An 18448-nucleotide genomic window follows, 5' to 3' on the forward strand; every position below is an offset into this window, starting at 1 on the left:
GGTTATCCTGGAGTGTCCCCCGTACGTGCGAACCATGGAGCCAGGCTGTGCGCATCGACCTGCACGCCCACTCCACGGCCTCCGACGGTACGGACACCCCCGCCGAGCTGGTGCGCAATGCCGCCGGCGCCGGGCTGGACGTGGTCGCGCTGACCGACCACGACACCGTGCGCGGATACGGCGAGGCCCTCGCGGCCCTGCCCGCCGGACTGACGCTGGTGACCGGGGCGGAACTCTCCTGCCGGCTCGACGGGGTCGGCGTGCACATGCTCGCGTACCTCTTCGACCCCGAGGAGCCCGAGTTGGCCCGGGAGCGCGAACTCGTCCGCGACGACCGCACCCCGCGCGCTCAGGCCATGATCGGCAAGCTTCAGGGCCTCGGCGTCGACGTCACCTGGGAGCAGGTGGCGAGGATCGCCGGTGACGGCTCGGTCGGGCGGCCACACATCGCCACCGCGCTCGTCGAGCTGGGCGTCGTAGCCACCGTCTCGGACGCCTTCACGCCGGACTGGCTCGCCGACGGCGGCCGCGCGTACGCCGAGAAGCACGAGCTCGACCCGTTCGAGGCCGTGCGCCTGGTGAAGGCGGCCGGCGGGGTCACCGTCCTCGCGCACCCCGCCGCCGTCAAGCGCGGCCGGTGCGTCTCGGAGTCCGCGATGGCCGACCTGGCGTCCGCGGGCCTGGACGGCATCGAGGTGGACCACATGGACCACGACGCCGACACCCGTGCGCGGATGCGCGGCCTGGCGGCGGACCTCGGTCTGCTGACCACCGGGTCCAGCGACTACCACGGCAGCCGTAAGACCTGCCGCCTCGGGGAGTACACGACCGACCCCGAGATCTACGGCGAGATCACGCGCCGCGCGACGGGAGCCTTCCCGGTGCCGGGCGCCGGCGGACGCGAGCGCTGACCGGCCGGATCCGGCCCGCTCCACCCGTCCCACATTTCCTCTTCGCGACACCCCTCTCTTCTGCAAGGCATCACTGTGTTTGATTTCGCCGTCTTCGGATCCCTTTTTCTCACCCTTTTTGTGATTATGGACCCCCCGGGGATCACGCCGATCTTCCTCGCGCTGACCTCCGGCCGTCCCGTCAAGGTGCAGCGCCGTATGGCCTGGCAGGCCGTCTGCGTGGCCTTCGGTGTCATCGCGGTCTTCGGTATCTGCGGCCAGCAGATCCTGGACTACCTGCACGTCTCCGTCCCGGCGCTGATGATCGCCGGTGGTCTGCTGCTCCTGCTCATCGCGCTGGACCTGCTCACCGGCAAGAACGACGAGCCGAAGCAGACCAAGGACGTCAACGTGGCGCTGGTCCCGCTCGGTATGCCGCTGCTGGCCGGCCCCGGCGCGATCGTGTCCGTGATCCTGGCCGTCCAGAAGGCCGACGGCGCCGCCGGGCAGGTCTCGGTCTGGGCCGCGATCGTGGCCATGCACGTCGTGCTGTGGATCACGATGCGCTACTCGCTGGTGATCATCCGGGTCATCAAGGACGGCGGCGTCGTCCTGGTCACCCGGCTCGCGGGCATGATGCTCTCGGCCATCGCCGTCCAGCAGATCATCAACGGCGTGCTCCAGGTGGTCCGGGGCTCCTGACGTCCGGCGGTCCGCCGCTCATGCGAACGCCCCCGCACCGGTCCGGTGCGGGGGCGTCGACGTCTCGTGCGGTGCGTCAGCAGGACGCACTCTCGGCCGGTCGGATCAGGATGCGCTGGCCGACGGCTGCGGCCTGCTGCACGATCCGGTTGACGGAGGCCGCGTCGACGACGGTGCTGTCCACGGCGGACCCGTCGACGTCGTCCAGGCGCAGAATCTCGAAGCGCATGGGGCTTCTCCCTTCGTCAGTGTTTCGCTTGCACTGGTTCAACGAAGTGTAGGCCGCAATCATTCCCTACGCTAACGAAATTTTTTCACTGGCTAACTATGAGCCGGCGCAGGAGTCCCAGAACGCGGCCAGCTCGCGCGCCGTCGTGGCCGGATCCTCGGCGTTCGGGGAGTGGTCCGTACCCGGCACGATCACCCGCCGCGCCCCCAGGCGCCGGGCCGTCTCGTCCAGCAGCGGCACCGGCCAGGCCTGGTCCACAGCCCCGGACAGGACCAGCTTCGGCAGATCGACGCGGCTCAGCTCCGCCACCCGGTCCGGCTCGCAGATCAGCGTCCGACCGGTGACGATCAGCTGCTCGGGGACGGTCGCCAGCCACCGCTCCCGCAGGAAGTGCGCGAGCTCCGGAGAGTCGGCGGCGGCGTCCGCGGGATCATGGGCCCGCATCGCCGCCCAGATCCCGGGCATGTCGTCGCCCATCGCCTCCAGCGCGGCGACCAGCAGCTTCGTCCGGGCCTGCTGCTCCTCGGAGATCGCGGCCGGCCCGCTGCTCATCAGGGTGAGCGAGGCGAAGGGCGAGGCGTCGCGCAGCACGGCGGCGCGGGAGATCAGCCCGCCGAGCGAGTGACCTACCAGATGCACGCGGTCCCCGCCCAGCGCGTGGACCTGCGCGAGGACGTCCCGCGCCAGCTCCTCCAAGGCGTACGGGGCCTCCTCGCGCGGGCCCGGGGTCTCGTGCTGGCCGCGGCCGTCCACCGCGACGACCCGGTACCCGGCGGCCGCCAGCGGCTCCAGGAGACCGATGAAGTCCTCCTTGCTGCCCGTGAAACCGGGGACCAGCAGGGCGGTGCCGTGTACGGGCTCACCCGCCTCGTGCACGGCGAAAGCGCCGCGCTCGGTGGTGAGGAGGTACGCGCGGGCGGCGGAGGGCAGGGAAAGGCGCGGCGGCTTGCTCATGGCCCGAGGTTACCGGCCCGTAGGGGCGTCGGCGCGGCCCGGGCAGACCGATGGCCCCGGCCCCCTCGGAACGGGATCGGGGCCATCGGCGGGGTGCTGCGTGAGGCTTACGCCTCCGGCGCGGCGGCGACCTTGCGGGTGCGCGTGCGCTTCGGCTTGACCGGGGCCTCCTCGGCCACGGCGGCGGCCTCGGTGGCGACCGGAGCGGCCTCGGCGACCTTGCGGGTCCGGGTCCGCTTCGGCTTGACCGGAGCCTCCTCGGCGGGAGCCTCGGCGACCGGGGCCACGACGGCCGCCGGGGCGGCCGCGGCCTTGCGGGTGCGCCGTGCCTTGACGGGCTCGGCCGGCGGAGCCATCTGGAAGTCCGGCTCCGGAGTCGTCACCACGACCTTGCGCGGGCGCCGTACCCGCACGGGCGCGGGCTCGACGAGCGGGGCCATCTGGAAGTCCGGCTCCGGGGCGCTCTCCACGACCTTGCGGGTGCGGGTGCGCTTCGGCTTGGTCGGGGCCTCCTCGGCGACCGGGGTCACCGCGGCCACGGGGGCCTCGACCACCGCGGCCGGTGCGGCCTGAGCGGTCTCGGCCTGGACCGGCACCGCGGCCACGCGGGTGCGGCGGCGGCGCGGCCGGCGCGGCTCGTCGGCGGCCGGAGCCGTCGGCGCGTCCGCCACCGGGGTCACCGCGGCGACCGCGGCCGGAGCCTCGGCACCCTCGGCGAGCTCCGCCCCACCACGGGTGCGGCGGCGTTGGCGCGGCGTACGGGTACGGGCCGGACGCTCCTCGGTCACCACGGCCGCGGCCGCCGGACCGGAGCGACCGCCACGGCCACCACGGCCGCCGGTCTCGCCCAGGTCCTCCAGGTTCTCGGCCTTCAGGCCGGCCCGCGTGCGCTCGGCGCGCGGCAGGATGCCCTTGGTGCCGACCGGGATGTTCATCTGCTCGAACAGGTGCGGCGACGTGGAGTACGTCTCGACCGGGTCGTGGAAGTCCAGCTCCAGCGCCTTGTTGATCAGCTGCCAGCGCGGGATGTCGTCCCAGTCGACCAGGGTGACGGCGATGCCCTTGTTGCCCGCGCGGCCGGTGCGGCCCACACGGTGCAGGAAGGTCTTCTCGTCCTCCGGCGTCTGGTAATTGATGACGTGGGTCACACCCTCGACATCGATACCGCGCGCGGCGACGTCGGTGCACACCAGCACGTCGACCTTGCCGTTGCGGAACGCGCGCAGCGCCTGCTCGCGCGCACCCTGGCCCAGGTCGCCGTGGACGGCGCCGGACGCGAAGCCGCGCTTCTCCAGCTGCTCGGCGATGTCGGCCGCCGTGCGCTTGGTACGGCAGAAGATCATGGCCAGGCCACGGCCCTCGGCCTGCAGGATGCGGGAGACGAGCTCCGGCTTGTCCATGTTGTGCGCACGGAAGACGTGCTGCGTGATGTTGGCGACGGTCGCACCCTCACCGTCCTCGGAGACGGCGCGGATGTGGGTCGGCTGCGTCATGTAGCGACGGGCCAGACCGATGACCGCACCCGGCATGGTCGCCGAGAACAGCATCGTCTGACGCTTCGCGGGCAGGTACGCCATGATCTTCTCGACGTCGGGCAGGAAGCCCAGGTCGAGCATCTCGTCGGCCTCGTCCAGGACGAGGGCCTTGACGCGCGAGAGGTCGAGCTTCTTCTGCCCGGCCAGGTCGAGCAGGCGGCCCGGGGTGCCGACGATCACGTCGACGCCCTTCTTGAGCGCCTCGACCTGGGGCTCGTACGCGCGACCGCCGTATATGGCGAGGACGCGGACGTTGCGGACCTTGCCCGCGGTCAGGAGGTCGTTGGTGACCTGGGTGCACAGCTCGCGGGTCGGAACCACCACGAGGGCCTGCGGGGCGTCGGTCAGCTGCGCGGGGGTGGCGCGGCCGGCCTCGACGTCGGCAGGGACGACGACCCGCTCCAGCAGGGGAAGGCCGAAACCGAGCGTCTTGCCGGTACCGGTCTTGGCCTGGCCGATGACGTCCGTGCCGGAAAGGGCGACGGGAAGGGTCATCTCCTGGATCGGGAAGGGGGACACGATGCCGACGGCCTCAAGGGCCTCGGCCGTCTCGGGAAAGATCCCGAGGTCTCGGAACGTAGTCAGGGTGCTGCCTCTTCTGTGAGACGCGGCGCGAGGCGGCGAGGGGGGTCGTACCGTGCCGTGCTTGCAGTACTGCTACGTACGAAGCTGCGCGGGACCACTAGCCTTCGCTCAAGCGCATCTGCCGCTGAGGGGGCCCCTCGTGGGAGGCGGTACGCATGAACGTACGCACCGCACCGAGGGCGGTCGGTTGGAGCCGATCGGGCCACCGACCGGGCATCCTCATTCGGATGGCCCGCCGAGTATTCGGCAGGCGCATTACCACTGTACCCCGGAATCGCGCAGGTGTGTCGGGTGAATTCACCGGGTAGGTGCGTTTAGCTGGACAGGCAAGGAACCGGCGTGGTGACTTGGAGGGCCATTCGGCGGGCTATTGTGCGGAGCATGTCGACCGTAGAAAACGCCTCGCCCGCCGACGACAGCGCCCCTGCCGAAGCCGTCGGTATCGCCTCCCAGGACTGGGCCGCGGCCTCTGCCTCGCCGCAGTACCGGGCCGCCGTCGTGGACCTGCTCGGCGCGCTCGCCTACGGAGAGCTCGCGGCCTTCGAGCGCCTCGCGGAGGACGCGAAGCTCGCGCCCACCCTGGACGACAAGGCCGAGCTCGCCGCGATGGCCTCCGCCGAGTTCCACCACTTCGAGCGGCTGCGGGACCGCCTCGCCGCGATCGACGTCGAGCCCACCTCCGCCATGGAGCCCTTCGCGAAGGGCGTCGACGACTTCCACCGCCAGACGGCGCCCTCGGACTGGCTGGAGGGCCTGGTCAAGGCCTACGTCGGCGACTCCATCGCCAGCGACTTCTACCGCGAGGTCGCCTCCCACCTGGACACCGACACCCGCGCCCTCGTGCTCGGCGTGCTCGACGACACCGGTCACGGCAACTTCGCCGTCGAGAAGGTCCGCGCGGCGATCGAGGCGGACCCGCGCTGCGGCGGCCGGCTCGCGCTCTGGGCCCGCCGGCTGATGGGCGAGGCCCTCTCGCAGGCCCAGCGCGTGGTCGCCGAGCGCGACGCGCTCTCGACCATGCTGGTCGGCGGCGTCGACGGGATGGCGGCCGGCTTCGACCTGGCGGCCGTCGGCGAGATGTTCACCCGCATCACCAAGGCGCACACCAAGCGCATGGCGGCCCTCGGCCTCGCCGCCTGAGCCCACGGGCGCCCGAGAGGCTCCGCATCGCTCCACACGTCGGCCCCGGCGCGCACACGGCGCGCCGGGGCCGACGTACGTGGTCCAGGGGTCAGTGGTCCGGGTGATCAGCCCCGCGACGGGAGTGAAAACGGAGTCCTGGGGGACCGCCTGCGGGGCCCTGCGGCCGGACGGAGCAACAGGGACAGCACCACGGCCGACACCAGCACCGCACCGACCAGCGTCGCGGTCAGGGTGTTGTGCCCGGGGCCGAGCGCGAAGTGGGTCAGATAGGCCCCGAACAGCGCCCCCAGCACCCCGCTGACCAGCACCATTTTGAGGGAAGGCAACCGGCGCGTGAGCACCCGGGCGGCTGTCGCGGACAAGGCGAGGCCCAGGAATGCGGAGCCGAGCACTTCCAGCAGCAGCATGAGGTCTCTCCCATACGTCAGGGCAAACCGGGTCACTGCGGTCCTACCCGAAGCGGAAGAAACAGAAACGGCCCGGTGGGATCAACCACCGGGCCGTTTCCAACAGTTCTCAGAGCGCGCCGAAACCGACCTTGCGCGTGCTCGGCTCGCCCAGGTCGACGTACGACAGGCGGTCCGACGGCACGAGGACCTTGCGGCCCTTGTTGTCGGTGAGGCTCAGCAGCGGCGACTGACCGGAGAGCGCGGCGGCGACCACGGCCTCCAGCTCCTCGGCGCTCAGGTCGCTCTCCAGCACGATCTCCCGGGGTGCGTGCTGCACGCCGATCTTGACCTCCACGGCTTTGTCCCTCCGACGATCCGTTCGCGCGATCAGCCGCGCCGTACGCGGTCCACATTAGCCCGGAGAGGGGACGCGGACCGCGCAGAGCGGACACGCTCGCAGCGAACAGCGGCCGATGAGGCCCACCGAAGTCGCGGGCGCCGCCGGTGAACGGGGTCCCTCAGGACTCCGTTCCGTGCAGCGGGAAGCCGGCGATACCGCGCCAGGCGAGCGAGGTCAGCAGGCCGACCGCCGTCTCGCGGGCGACCGGGCTCTCGCTGGAGAGCCAGTAGCGGGCCACGACCTGCGAGACCCCACCCAGGCCCACGGCCAGCAGCATCGACTCGTCCTTGGACAGGCCGGTGTCCTCGGCGATGACGTCCGAGATGGCCTCGGCGCACTGCAGGGAGACCCGGTCGACGCGCTCGCGCACCGCCGGCTCGTTCGTCAGATCGGACTCGAAGACCAGCCGGAAGGCGCCGCCCTCCTCCTCCACGTAAGCGAAGTAGGCGTCCATCGTGGCCGCCACGCGCAGCTTGTTGTCCGTCGTCGACGCCAGGGCCGTGCGCACGGCCAGCAGCAGGGCCTCGCAGTGCTGGTCCAGCAGGGCCAGGTAGAGGTCGAGCTTGCCGGGGAAGTGCTGGTAGAGCACCGGCTTGCTCACGCCGGCCCGCTCGGCGATGTCGTCCATGGCCGCCGCGTGGTACCCCTGCGCGACGAACACCTCCTGGGCCGCGCCCAGCAGCTGGTTGCGCCGGGCCCGGCGCGGCAGTCGCGTGCCCCGCGGACGCGCTGCCTCGGTCTGCTCGATGGCTGTCACGCCGCCTCCCACTTTCTCTAAGAACACAGTGCGCTCTGCGCCGCGCCGCCATCGTACTTTTCGGTAACCGAATCTGGTGGGTTCCATCCGAGTTTTCTCGCGGTACGGACGACCCGGAGGCGCTGGTCAGCGGTTTGATCAGCGGTTCGGTCGATGCCACCGAGCGGCCGCCGGTCAGCGGTAGTCGTCCTCGTCCAGCGGCACCACCCGCGCCTGCTCGAAGGCATCGCCGTCCGTGACCCCGTCCACCGGGCGCGCGGCGATCGGGTCGTCCTGCTCCGGACGAAGATCGGCCAGCTGCTCCGCCACGTCCGCCTCGGGCGCCTCAGGATCGAGGGATTCCGGAAACTGCTGCCGGAAGGTGTCCGGCTCCGCAGGGTCGACAGTCATGCCGCTCCCCTCGCTTCCTTGTGCTCACCTACGAGCCTAGGAGGATCGCGGAGGCACCGCTATGCGGATCCGCTTGAATTTGTGACCGTGAACACAAGAAGTGGAACGTGATCGTCTCGTAACATTGCCCGCATGTCTTCGACCGAGCTGCCGGGCGTACGGTCCACCGCCGAGCTGTCCTCCCAGGTGGGAGGCGTTCGGGTGGCCGAAGGGGAGCAACTGCGCACCACCGCGCTGCCCGGCCTGGAACTGGCCGTCCGGGTCCGTCCGCCCCTGAGTACGGGGCTGCCACCCGCCCTGTTCGTGCACGGACTCGGCGGTTCCTCCCAGAACTGGTCGGATCTGATGGCGCGGCTGGCCGACACCGTCGACGGCGAGGCCCTGGACCTGCCGGGCTTCGGCTGGTCCCCACCACCCGCCGACCGGGACTACTCCGTCACCGCTTTCGCCCGCGCCGTCATCCGGCACCTCGACGCCGCCGGGCGCGGCCCGGTCCACCTGTTCGGGAACTCCCTCGGCGGCGCCGTCTCCACCCGCGTCGCGGCCGTCCGGCCCGACCTGGTGCGCACCCTGACGCTCGTCTCGCCCGCCCTGCCCGAGCTGCGCGTGCAGAAGTCGGCCGTGCCGACCGCGCTGCTCGCCGTGCCCGGGGTGGCCGCGCTCTTCAACCGGCTGACCCAGGGACTCAGCGCCGAACAGCGGACCCGGGGGGTGACGGAGCTCTGTTACGGAGACCCCTCCCGGGTGACACCCGAGGGCTTCCGCAACGCCGTCGAGGAGATGGAGCGGCGGATGGCCCTGCCGTACTTCTGGGAGGCGATGACGCGCTCCTCGCGCGGCATCGTCGACGCCTACACCCTCGGTGGCCAGCACGGACTGTGGCGGCAGGCGCAGCGGGTTCTCGCGCCCTGCCTGCTGGTCTACGGTGGCCGGGACCAACTGGTCTCGTACCGTATGGCGCACAAGGCGGCCGCGGCGTACCGCGGTTCGCGGCTGCTGTGCCTGCCCGAGGCCGGACACGTGGCGATGATGGAGTACCCCGAGGTGGTGGCCGCCGCCTTCCGGGAGCTGCTGAACGACACCGGGACGGGCGAGAGTGACCGATATACCGAAGACGGCAGAGGCTGAGGACCGTGGGACGACATAGTCGCAAGGGCCCTGCCCCAGCTCCGGCTCCGGCCGCCGCCCCGGAACCCGTCCGGCCGCAGCCGGAGCCCGCGCCCCTGCCCTACGAGGAACCGTTCGCCGCGTACCGGCCCGAACCGACCGTCACCCACCAGGGGTACGTGCCCCAGGACCGGTACCACGCCGACGCGCGGACCGGCGGCCACCCCGAGCCGTACGAGTCCGACGACGTCTGGGGGGCCCGCCCCGACTCCGTGTACGGGGACTGGCACGGAGTGCGGCGCCCGCACGAGGCCACCGCGACCGCGCCGGCGCCCATGGCCTTCCGTGACTCCGACACCCCGGCCTTCGGCACCCCCGCGGTGGGCTTCCCGCAGGTCACGCCGGCGCCGCCGGCGGCATTCGACGCGGGCCCCGATCCCGTCACCACCACCGGCGCGCAGCGCCGGGTGCCCGGTCCGCGCAAGCCCGTCGATCCGGTCCTGCCCGCCCCCGCCGAGGCCGAGTCCGACGCCCCCGCCGAGGAGCCGCCCGGCTCCGGCCGCGGCCGGAAGGTCCGTACGTACACGGGCCTGGCCGCCGTGGCCGTCACCACCGTCCTCGCCGTCGTCGTCGCCGGCCAGATGGCCGCGGACACGGACGGCGAGAAGTCCGGCGCGCAGGCCGCCGTCGGCGACAGCCGCGCCGACGCGGGCGCCTCCCGTTCGGACGACCGCGCGACGCCGCAGGGAGCCAGCCCCGCCGGACCCGCCGCGCCGGCCGTGGTGGAGCTGACGTACGAACAGAAGATGGCCGAGCAGTTCCCGCTCGACGCGAAACTCGCCGGACCCGGGACCTTCGACACCGTGCCCGGTGTGGCCAAGGCCCCCGGCAAGGGCAAGCTCGTGCGCTACCGGGTCGACGTCGAGCAGGGCCTGGGCCTCGACCCGCAGCTTTTCGCCGAGGCCGTCCACCGCACCCTCAACGACGACCGCAGCTGGGGCCACGGCGGGACGAAGACCTTCGAGCGGGTACCGGGCGGCGAGGCCGACTTCGTGATCACCCTCGCCAGCCCCGGTACCACCGGGGTCTGGTGCGCCAAGTCCGACCTAGACACCATCGTCGGCAACGTCTCCTGCGACTCGGCCAGGACCGAGCGGGTCATGATCAACGCCTTCCGGTGGGCCCAGGGCTCCGAGACCTACGGCCCGGCCCAGATGTTCACCTACCGTCAGATGCTCATCAACCACGAGGTCGGCCACCGGCTCGGCCACGACCACGTCAACTGCCGCACCCCGGGCGCGCTCGCCCCGGTCATGCAGCAGCAGACCAAGTCCCTCGACATCGACGGCATCCAGTGCAAGCCCAACCCCTGGGTGTTCCCGGAGAACTGACCGCCGGGCCGGGCGCCGGCGGCCCGGGCCCGTTCCGAGGCTGTACTTCTAGCGTGCTCGAACGCGAACCGTACGGGAAAGTTACGACTCTTCACCCCTTCCGGTGGCGCGACGGACAACCGTCCGTCGCGCCTTCGGCATATCCGCTTGAGTTCTCCCGCGGCGGGTCGCCTGACCGAACGGCGACCGCCTGAACGGGAGATCGGGGGTGCCACTCGTGCGGATCGGACTGCTCACGGAAGGTGGTTATCCGTATGCGACGGGAGAGGCGAGGCTGTGGTGCGACCGGCTCGTGCGCGGGCTCCCGCAGCACGAGTTCGAGATCTACGCACTGAGCCGCAGCGCCGAGCAGGAACGCGCCCGGGTGTCCCTGCCCGAGCACGTCACCCGGGTCCGGACGGCCCCCCTCTGGGCCCCCGCCGACGACGGGCGGACCTACTCCCGCCGGGAGCGCCGGCGGTTCGTGGACTGCTTCAAGGAGCTGGTCCAGGGGATCTGCGCCGGCGAGGCGCAACCCTTCGCGGCCGGACTGTACGGGCTCGCCGGACTCGCCCGCGAACAGGGCGGGATGTACGCGGCCCTGCGCTCCGAGTCCGCCGTGCGCGCCCTGGAGGCCGCCTGCCGGGCGCCGGGCGCGGCACGCACCGTACAGACCGCGCAGGTGGCCGACCTGCTGGAGTTCGTGGACGAACTGGAGGTCATGCTCCGGCCGTTGTCCCTCGACTGGTACGGGGAGGACGCCCAGGACGGGGGCAGCCTCGGCGAGGTCGACATCTGCCACGCGACCGCGGGCGGCGTGGCGGCGCTCCCCGGACTCCTGGCCAAACGCTTCTTCGGGGTCCCGCTGCTGGTGACCGAGTACGGCGTCCAGCTCCGGGCCCACTACCTGGCCCGGCTCGACACCCGCGGCGAGCCGGAGACCCGCCCCGCCGTTCGGGCCCTGCTCGCGGCCTTCCAACTGCGGCTGGCCACCGAGATCTACGCCCGCGCCGACTTCCTGACCCCCGGGAACGCGCACGCCCGGCGCTGGCAGGAGCGGTGCGGGGCCACTCGGGACCGGTTGCGGACCGTCTATCCCGGGATGGAGGCGGACCGATTCGCCACCGTCGGCGAGGCCGCGGACTGCGGGGACCCCGACACCGTGGTGTGGGTCGGCCGGATAGAGCCCGCCAAGGACATCGTCGCCCTGCTGCACGCCTTCGCCGAGGTCCGCCGGGCCGCGCCCGGCACCCGGCTGCGGATCTTCGCCACGGCCGTGGCCTCCGACTACCTCGCCGACTGCCGCTCCCTGGCGGCCCAACTCTTCCCCGACGAGGCCGCCGACTCGGTCACGGTCGGGGAGAACCCGGTCACCTTCGAGGAGATCGGCGGACCCGACGCCCCCACCACGGCCGAGGCGTACGGTGCCGGGCGCGTCGTCGTCCTGTCCTCCGTGATCGAGGGCTTCCCGGTCACCCTCGCCGAGGCGATGCTCTGCGGGCGCGCCACCGTCTCCACCGACGTGGGTGCCGTCTGCGAGGTCATCGGGGGCACCGGGCTCGTCGTCCCGCCGCGCAACCCGCGAGCGCTCGCCGAGGCCTGCCTGTCGCTGCTGCAGGATCCCGAGCGGGCGCAGCGGCTCGGCGCCGCCGCCCGGGCGCGGGCCCTGGAGCTCTTCACGGTCGAGCAGAACGTGGCCGCCTTCCAGCAGATCTACCTGCGGCTGCTGGCCAAGGGCTCCGTCCGGCCGGACGGCGAGATCCCCTTCGCCCGACCCCCGGAGGCCCGGGTGCCCGGCCACTGGACCAGCCCGACGTGGGCTCCCGCCCCGGAGTCGTCCTCGGAGGCCGCCGTATGACCACCGTCGACCCCGAGATCGCGCCCCAGCCGAACCCGGCTCCGCGGACCTTGCCCGATTCCGCCCCGCCGGTGGTTTCTTCGGTGGCGCAGGCTCTGCCCGATCCGGCCTCGGCGATGGTTTCTTCGGTGGCGCAGGCTGTGCCCCATTCAGCCTCGCCGGCGTTTGAGGCGCGGGGTCCGGGGCGGAGCCCCGGCAGCGGTGCCGCAGATGTGGTGCCGGCTTCCGGTGCACGGTCCGGCGCGGCGCCGTTACCAGGGGCGCTGCCCCCGGACCCCCGCGCCTCAAACGCCGGCGAGGCTGAAATCGCCCCCGGCGGGGTGGAAGGGGCGCGAGCCGGCTCGGCCGCCAGGCCGGCTCGGCGGCGGGGGGCCGGGGATCCCGTCAAGGCGCTGCTGCACCGGCATCGGGAGTTGTGCGAGCGCGCCGTGGACCCGCTGGAGATCGCCGCCGGGCTGGAGGCCCACGGCATCACCGACCGCACCGCCGCCCGGTTCCGGCACCGGGACGTCTTCTCGCTCGCCGAGGAGCTGTACGCCCGCAGCCCCCACGAGGCGGTCGCCGCCGCCGCGCCCACCCTGGTCCCGGCCGGCCCCGCCGCGTTCCGCCGCTTCGGCTACGCGTTGCTGCCCGCCGCCCTCGCCTGCGCCGCGGCCGCCGCGGGTCAGGCGTGGGCCGGGGCCGCCGCCGTGGCCGCCGTCGTCGCCGCCCTGGTGTGGCCCGGGCGGGCCGCCGGGGGCCGATTCCCCTACGTGGCGCACCTGTTGGCCGCGGCCGTCGTCGGCTGGGCCGTGTACCGGCACGGCACCGCCCTCGCGGTCGGCCTCGCGCTGGCCGTCGTCCCCGGGCACCTGGCCACCGTGGCCTTCGCCGCCGGGGCGCGGGCCCGGCTCGACGGCAGCCGCGCCCTGGAGGACTTCGCGGACCGGGCCCGTCCACTGCTGCTGGCGGCCGTCGCCCTGTTCACCGGGGCCGCCACCGCGGCCGCCGTGCTCGCGGGCACACCGCTCCCCGTGGCCGTTCCCCTCGCGTCGCTGCTGTTCCTGGCCCGGCTCCTGCTGCGGCACGGAGCCCACCGCGCACCCGTCTGCGCGGGGCTCGCCCTCGCCCTGGTCCCCGTCCCCGCGGCGGCCCTCGCCGCCGCGGCCGGACTCCTCGTACACGCCGTACTCGCCCTGGCCCGCGCCTCCGCACATGCGCGGCCCTGACGTCCCCCCGGACGTCCCCAGACCTTCGGAGCCGACGCCGAGGCGCTTTACCCGTACCCCGCCCCACCCATCCGTCCATCCGTCCTTCCACAAGGAGAAACAGACATGACCGGCCAGCCAACCAACCAAGGGGTCACGCGATGAGGGTGCTGCTGATCGGAGCCAACGGATACCTCGGCCGCTACGTCGCCGACCGGCTGCTCGCCGACCCCGCCGTCCAGCTCACCGCGCTCGGCCGCGGGGACGACGCCGACGTCCGCTTCGACCTCGCCACCGGTAGCCCCGGCGCGCTCACCCGCTTCCTCGACGCCGTCCACCCGGGCGTCGTCATCAACTGCGCCGGAGCCACCCGCGGCGGGGCCCGGGAACTCACCCGGCACAACACCGTCGCCGTGGCGACGATCTGCGAGTCGCTGCGCCGCAGCGGCTGCGGGGCCCGGCTGGTGCAGCTCGGTTGCGCCGCCGAGTACGGGCCCAGCCAGCCCGGATCGTCCACGGCCGAGGACGCCGTGCCGAGACCGGGTGGTCCGTACGGCGTGAGCAAGCTGGCCGCCACCGAGCTGGTCCTGGGCTCCGGGCTGGACGCCGTCGTCCTGCGGATCTTCTCGCCCGTCGGCCCCGGCACCCCCGCCGGCTCCCCGCTCGGTCGGCTCGCCGAGGCCATGCGCCGCGCGATGCAGGCGGGCGACGGGGAGCTGAAGCTCAGCGGGCTCGGCGTGCAGCGCGACTTCGTGGACGTGCGGGACGTGGCGCGGGCCGTGCACGCCGCCTCGCTGTCCGCCGCCCAGGGCGTGGTCAACATCGGCACGGGCCGGGCGGTCCGGCTGCGCGACGCGGCCGCGGTCCTCGCCCGGGTCGCCGGGTACGGCGGCGCCCTGCACGAGCTGGACGTCCCGCACGGCGGACCCCAGCAGACGCATGGGCACCCCGGCCGGCCGGCCGGGCTCGCCACCATCGGCTCACCGCGCTCGGAGGCCACCGCCGAACAGATGGCCGCCGCGGCCCCCCAGCCGTACCCCTACCCGGACGGCTGCGGAGCCTGGCAGCAGGCGGACGTCCGTACCGCCCGGGACCGGCTCGGCTGGCGGCCCCGGATCAACCTGGAGGAATCCCTCGCGGACATCTGGATGGAGGCGGCGTGCCGCATCTGACGACGCCGCCGGGGTCCATGACCGCCGCCTCGACCGAGGCCGGCCGCCTCGGTCTCGGCATCCCGGGCTACGCGCACCCGTTGCTCGCCCCCGTCGAGTGGGCCGAGCTGACCCGCCCCGGCACCCCGCTGCACTGGGCCGTGCTCAACGTGGCGGACGGCCCGGGCGGGCGGCCCGATCCGCACTGCACGGAAGCGGCCGCGAAGCTGCGTCGCGCGGGCGGCACGGTCCTCGGTCATCTCGCGATGCGAGACGGAGCACGGTCCTTCGGGGAGTTGATCTCCGACGCCCACCGCTTCCGGGACTGGTACGGCGTCGGCGGCTTCTATCTCGCGGGCGCTCCGGCGGACAAGGCGGAGCTGGCCTCCGTGTGCCGGGTCGTGGACACCCTGCGCAGCCTGGGCGTGGACCTGCGGATCGTGCTCGGGCACGGCACGCACCCCTACGAGGGCTACGCGGAGGTGGCCGACCAGCTGGTCACCTTCTCCGGATCCTGGGCCGACTACCGCTGGTCGCAGGTGGCGGAGTGGACGGCGGACCACCCGCCGGAGCGCTTCTGCCACCTCGTCCACGGGGTGCCGCGCACGCATCTGGAGGAGGCGATGCGCGTCGCCCGCTGGCAGGGCGCGGGCACGATCTGGTTCACCGATCGGCGCGGGGCGCGAGGCAGCGACCCGTGGGCCTCGATGCCCGCGTACTGGGACGAAATCGTCTCACGGATCGGGACAGGTGTCTTGGAATGAAGACGGCCGTGGCAGTGTTACGGAGAGAACAACCATTCAGTTCGCTCCCTGCACCTGCGGGGATGCTCCCACCTCCGGAGTGCCCGTGTCGCTGCCACCGCTGGTCGAGCCAGCAGCTGAGCTCACCGTTGACGAGGTCCGCCGGTATTCGCGGCACCTGATCATCCCGGACGTCGGGATGGACGGCCAGAAGCGCCTGAAGAACGCCAAGGTGCTGGCCGTGGGTGCCGGCGGTCTCGGTTCGCCCGCCCTCATGTACCTCGCCGCGGCCGGTGTCGGCACGCTGGGCATCGTGGAGTTCGACGAGGTCGACGAGTCGAACCTGCAGCGCCAGATCATCCACAGCCAGGCGGACATCGGCCGTTCCAAGGCCGAGTCGGCCCGCGACAGCGTGCTGGGCATCAACCCGTACGTGAACGTGGTCCTTCACGAAGAGCGGCTCGAAGCCGAGAACGTGATGGAGATCTTCAGCCAGTACGACCTCATCGTCGACGGCACGGACAACTTCGCCACGCGCTACCTGGTGAACGACGCCTGCGTGCTGCTGAACAAGCCGTACGTGTGGGGCTCGATCTACCGTTTCGACGGCCAGGCCTCGGTCTTCTGGTCGGAGCACGGTCCGTGCTACCGCTGCCTCTACCCGGAGCCCCCGCCGCCGGGCATGGTCCCGAGCTGCGCCGAGGGCGGCGTGCTGGGCGTGCTCTGCGCGTCCATCGGGTCCATCCAGGTCACCGAGGCCATCAAGGTCCTCACGGGCGTCGGTGAGCCGCTGGTCGGCCGCCTGATGATCTATGACGCCCTGGAGATGCAGTACCGCCAGGTCAAGGTCCGCAAGGACCCCGACTGCGCGGTCTGCGGTCCGAACGCGACCGTCACCGAGCTCATCGACTACGAGGCCTTCTGCGGCGTCGTGTCGGAGGAGGCCCAGGAGGCGGCCGCCGGTTCGACGATCACTCCCAAGCAGCTCAAGGAGTGGATCGACACCGACGAGCCCATCGAGATCATCGACGTCCGCGAGATCAACGAGTACGAGATCGTCTCGATCCCCGGCGCGAAGCTGATCCCCAAGGGCGAGTTCCTGATGGGCACCGCCCTCCAGGACCTGCCCCAGGACAAGCGCATCGTCCTGCACTGCAAGACGGGTGTCCGCAGTGCGGAAGTCCTCGCGGTGCTGAAGTCCGCGGGCTTCGCGGACGCGGTGCACGTCGGCGGCGGCGTGATCGGCTGGGTCCACCAGATCGAGCCCGAGAAGCCGGTCTACTAGGCAGGACTCAGGACTCAGGACTCAGGGCACAGGACACCGGGCCCACCGGCTGTGACCCGAAGGGGCCGTACCTCGATCGCGAGGTACGGCCCCTTCGGCGTTCGCGGCCGCGGACCCGGCCGAGCACCGGGATCCGGCCCGGATCAGGCAGGCGTCGGCTGCTCCGGGACCGCGGGCGGCGCCGTCGGGTCCGGGGCCGCGGTGCAGACGGTGCCGTCGGCCGGCTTCGTGCCGTCCAGCAGATAGGTGTTGACCGCCTTCTGCACGCACGGGTCGCCGCTGTTGTACGCGCCGTGCCCCTCGCCCTTGTAGGTGAGCTCCACGCCCACGCCCGGGCCCAGCCGCTCCACCATGTTGCGGGCGCCCTCGTACGGGGTGGCCGGGTCGCCGGTGTTGCCGATCACCAGGATCGGCTCGGAGCCGGGCGCGGAGACGTCGGGGGTCTCCCAGGTACCGGCGACCGGCCAGCCGGTGCAGGACATCATGGCCCAGCCGAGGAGGTCCCCGAAGACCGGCGAGGCGGCACGGAACTCCGCCAGCTTGGCCTTCGTCTGCTCCAACGTGTAACGCTCCTTGTCGTCCACGCAGTTGATGGCGGTGTTGGCTGCGCCGATGTTGCTGTAACGCCCCTGCTGGTCACGGCCGTTGAGTGCGTCCGACAGGGCCATCAGCAACTGCCCCTGACCGCCCTCCGCCTCGTCGAGACCCTGTTCAAGCAGCGGCCACAACTCCTTGGAGTACAGGGCCTGCGCGATGCCGTTGGTCGCCTGGGTCTCGGTGAGCATCCGGTCCCCGATGCCCGGGATGGGCTTGGCGGCCAACTCCTTCTGCAGCTTGATGATGTTGGCCTCGATCTCCTTGGGCGTGCTGCCCTGGAGCCGGCACTCGTCACCGCGGTCCACGCAGTCCTGGGCGAAGTTGCCGAGCGCGAGCTGGAAGCCCTTGGCCTGGCCCAGGGCGCTCTGTTCGGCGGTCTTGGTCGGGTCCACGACGGCGTCGAAGACGGCCCGGCCGACGTTCTTCGGGAAGAGGTGGGCGTAGACCCCGCCCAGTTCGGTGCCGTAGGAGATGCCGAAGTAGTTCAGCTTCTCGTCGCCGAGGGCCTGCCGGATGCGGTCCAGGTCGCGGGCGGCGTTCTCGGTGCCGACGTGGGGGAGCAGTGCGGCGGAGTTCTTCTCGCAGGCCTGCTGGTACTTGCGGATGTTCTCCACGAAGGCCTTCTCCTCCTCCGGGGTCTCGGGGGAGGAGTCCTCGCCGAAGTACTGGTCCAGCTGCTTGTCGTTCTGGCACAGGACCGGATCGCTGCCACCCACCCCGCGCGGATCGAAGCTCACCAGGTCGTACCGGGCGCGCAGGGCCTCGTACTCCTTCGCGGCGCCCGGCAGCGTACTGATCCCCGAGCCGCCGGGGCCGCCGAAGTTGAAGACGAGCGAGCCCAACCGGTTCTTCTGGTCCCGTGCCTTGGCCCGGATCAGGGCGATCGGGATCGTCTCGCCCTCGGGCTTCGCGTAGTCGAGCGGGACGTCGAGGGTGGCGCACTGCCAGTCCTTGGGCGGGGCCTGACCGCTGCCCTGGGCGGCGGTCGGGGCCTCGCAGTCACCCCATTTCAGGGGCTTGACCTCCGGGGTGCCGTCGGCCGTCGTCTTCTTCCCGTCGCCGTCGCCGGAACAGGCGGCCGTGGCGAGCAGCCCGGCGGCTAGCGTGGCGGCGGCGGTGACCCGCCAGGCGTGTGTCGGCATGTCCCCATCCTGTGGGCCCGGCGCCGACCCCGCC

Annotated in this window: 18 protein-coding genes; 10 read left to right on the forward strand and 8 right to left on the reverse strand. The window is 72.3% G+C overall.

Annotation, left to right across the window (positions count from 1 at the left end; genetic code table 11):
• The first annotated feature begins 47 nt into the window (after window positions 1–47).
• Together BCL76_RS22560 and BCL76_RS22565 are read left to right on the forward strand one after the other, a co-directional pair.
• On the forward strand, window positions 48–911 hold the full coding sequence (locus BCL76_RS22560; protein ID WP_109781252.1) for a PHP domain-containing protein: 864 nt from the start codon (window positions 48–50) through the stop codon (window positions 909–911).
• A 75-nt stretch (window positions 912–986) separates the two neighbouring features.
• Complete coding sequence (locus BCL76_RS22565; RefSeq protein ID WP_109781253.1) at window positions 987–1592, forward strand: MarC family protein; 606 nt, start codon at window positions 987–989, stop codon at window positions 1590–1592.
• 76 nt (window positions 1593–1668) lie between these two features.
• Here BCL76_RS22565 and BCL76_RS39070 read toward each other — a convergent pair whose 3' ends face one another.
• The 3 genes from BCL76_RS39070 to BCL76_RS22575 form a co-directional block, all read right to left on the reverse strand.
• Window positions 1669–1821: a hypothetical protein gene (locus BCL76_RS39070; protein WP_167745535.1), complete on the reverse strand. Its 153-nt coding sequence runs from the start codon at window positions 1819–1821 to the stop codon at window positions 1669–1671.
• Window positions 1822–1917: 96 nt separating this feature from the next.
• Window positions 1918–2775, reverse strand: a complete 858-nt coding sequence (locus tag BCL76_RS22570; protein ID WP_109781254.1) for an alpha/beta fold hydrolase — start codon at window positions 2773–2775, stop codon at window positions 1918–1920.
• Between the two features lie 107 nt (window positions 2776–2882).
• Entirely contained in the window at window positions 2883–4805 is a 1923-nt protein-coding gene (locus BCL76_RS22575) for a DEAD/DEAH box helicase (RefSeq protein WP_258309847.1), read from the reverse strand.
• 471 nt (window positions 4806–5276) lie between these two features.
• Here BCL76_RS22575 and BCL76_RS22580 point away from each other — a divergent pair, with 471 nt between their 5' ends.
• Window positions 5277–6035 (forward strand): ferritin-like fold-containing protein, encoded by a 759-nt coding sequence (locus BCL76_RS22580; RefSeq protein WP_109781256.1) that lies wholly within the window; start codon window positions 5277–5279, stop codon window positions 6033–6035.
• A gap of 107 nt (window positions 6036–6142) precedes the next feature.
• On the opposite strand, the gene BCL76_RS22585 is transcribed toward BCL76_RS22580, so the two are convergent.
• From BCL76_RS22585 to BCL76_RS22600, 4 genes are all read right to left on the reverse strand, one after another.
• On the reverse strand, window positions 6143–6445 hold the full coding sequence (locus BCL76_RS22585; protein WP_181382664.1) for a hypothetical protein: 303 nt from the start codon (window positions 6443–6445) through the stop codon (window positions 6143–6145).
• 109 nt (window positions 6446–6554) lie between these two features.
• The gene (locus BCL76_RS22590) at window positions 6555–6782 is read right to left on the reverse strand and encodes a DUF3107 domain-containing protein (protein WP_030711771.1); all 228 of its coding nucleotides are present in this window, start codon (window positions 6780–6782) and stop codon (window positions 6555–6557) included.
• A gap of 163 nt (window positions 6783–6945) precedes the next feature.
• Complete coding sequence (locus BCL76_RS22595) at window positions 6946–7584, reverse strand: TetR/AcrR family transcriptional regulator (protein ID WP_030011335.1); 639 nt, start codon at window positions 7582–7584, stop codon at window positions 6946–6948.
• 174 nt (window positions 7585–7758) lie between these two features.
• A complete protein-coding gene (locus tag BCL76_RS22600; protein WP_109781257.1) occupies window positions 7759–7974 on the reverse strand; it encodes a hypothetical protein in 216 nt (71 codons plus the stop codon).
• A 132-nt stretch (window positions 7975–8106) separates the two neighbouring features.
• Here BCL76_RS22600 and BCL76_RS22605 point away from each other — a divergent pair, with 132 nt between their 5' ends.
• The 7 genes from BCL76_RS22605 (at window position 8107) to moeZ (ending at window position 16675) form a co-directional block, all read left to right on the forward strand.
• Window positions 8107–9102: an alpha/beta fold hydrolase gene (locus tag BCL76_RS22605; protein ID WP_109781258.1), complete on the forward strand. Its 996-nt coding sequence runs from the start codon at window positions 8107–8109 to the stop codon at window positions 9100–9102.
• 5 nt (window positions 9103–9107) lie between these two features.
• The gene (locus tag BCL76_RS22610; protein WP_109781259.1) at window positions 9108–10472 is read left to right on the forward strand and encodes a DUF3152 domain-containing protein; all 1365 of its coding nucleotides are present in this window, start codon (window positions 9108–9110) and stop codon (window positions 10470–10472) included.
• A 217-nt stretch (window positions 10473–10689) separates the two neighbouring features.
• Window positions 10690–12309, forward strand: a complete 1620-nt coding sequence (gene pelF / locus BCL76_RS22615) for a GT4 family glycosyltransferase PelF (protein ID WP_109781388.1) — start codon at window positions 10690–10692, stop codon at window positions 12307–12309.
• A 413-nt stretch (window positions 12310–12722) separates the two neighbouring features.
• Window positions 12723–13517 carry a hypothetical protein gene (locus BCL76_RS39075; protein ID WP_181382665.1) on the forward strand — a complete coding sequence of 265 codons (795 nt, stop codon included), beginning with the start codon at window positions 12723–12725 and terminating at the stop codon, window positions 13515–13517.
• 140 nt (window positions 13518–13657) lie between these two features.
• On the forward strand, window positions 13658–14668 hold the full coding sequence (locus tag BCL76_RS22625; RefSeq protein WP_109781260.1) for an NAD-dependent epimerase/dehydratase: 1011 nt from the start codon (window positions 13658–13660) through the stop codon (window positions 14666–14668).
• Window positions 14656–15411, forward strand: coding sequence for a spherulation-specific family 4 protein (locus BCL76_RS22630; RefSeq protein WP_109781261.1), 756 nt, complete (start codon window positions 14656–14658; stop codon window positions 15409–15411). The genes BCL76_RS22625 and BCL76_RS22630 overlap by 13 nt, the downstream gene beginning before the upstream one ends.
• Window positions 15412–15496: 85 nt before the next feature.
• Window positions 15497–16675: an adenylyltransferase/sulfurtransferase MoeZ gene (gene moeZ / locus BCL76_RS22635; protein WP_030011110.1), complete on the forward strand. Its 1179-nt coding sequence runs from the start codon at window positions 15497–15499 to the stop codon at window positions 16673–16675.
• 143 nt (window positions 16676–16818) lie between these two features.
• On the opposite strand, the gene BCL76_RS22640 is transcribed toward moeZ, so the two are convergent.
• Window positions 16819–18414: an alpha/beta hydrolase gene (locus BCL76_RS22640; RefSeq protein WP_109781262.1), complete on the reverse strand. Its 1596-nt coding sequence runs from the start codon at window positions 18412–18414 to the stop codon at window positions 16819–16821.
• Between the last annotated feature and the right edge of the window lie 34 nt (window positions 18415–18448).

Origin of the sequence: Streptomyces sp. CG 926, assembly GCF_003148825.1 — a bacterium.
GTDB lineage: Bacteria > Actinomycetota > Actinomycetes > Streptomycetales > Streptomycetaceae > Streptomyces.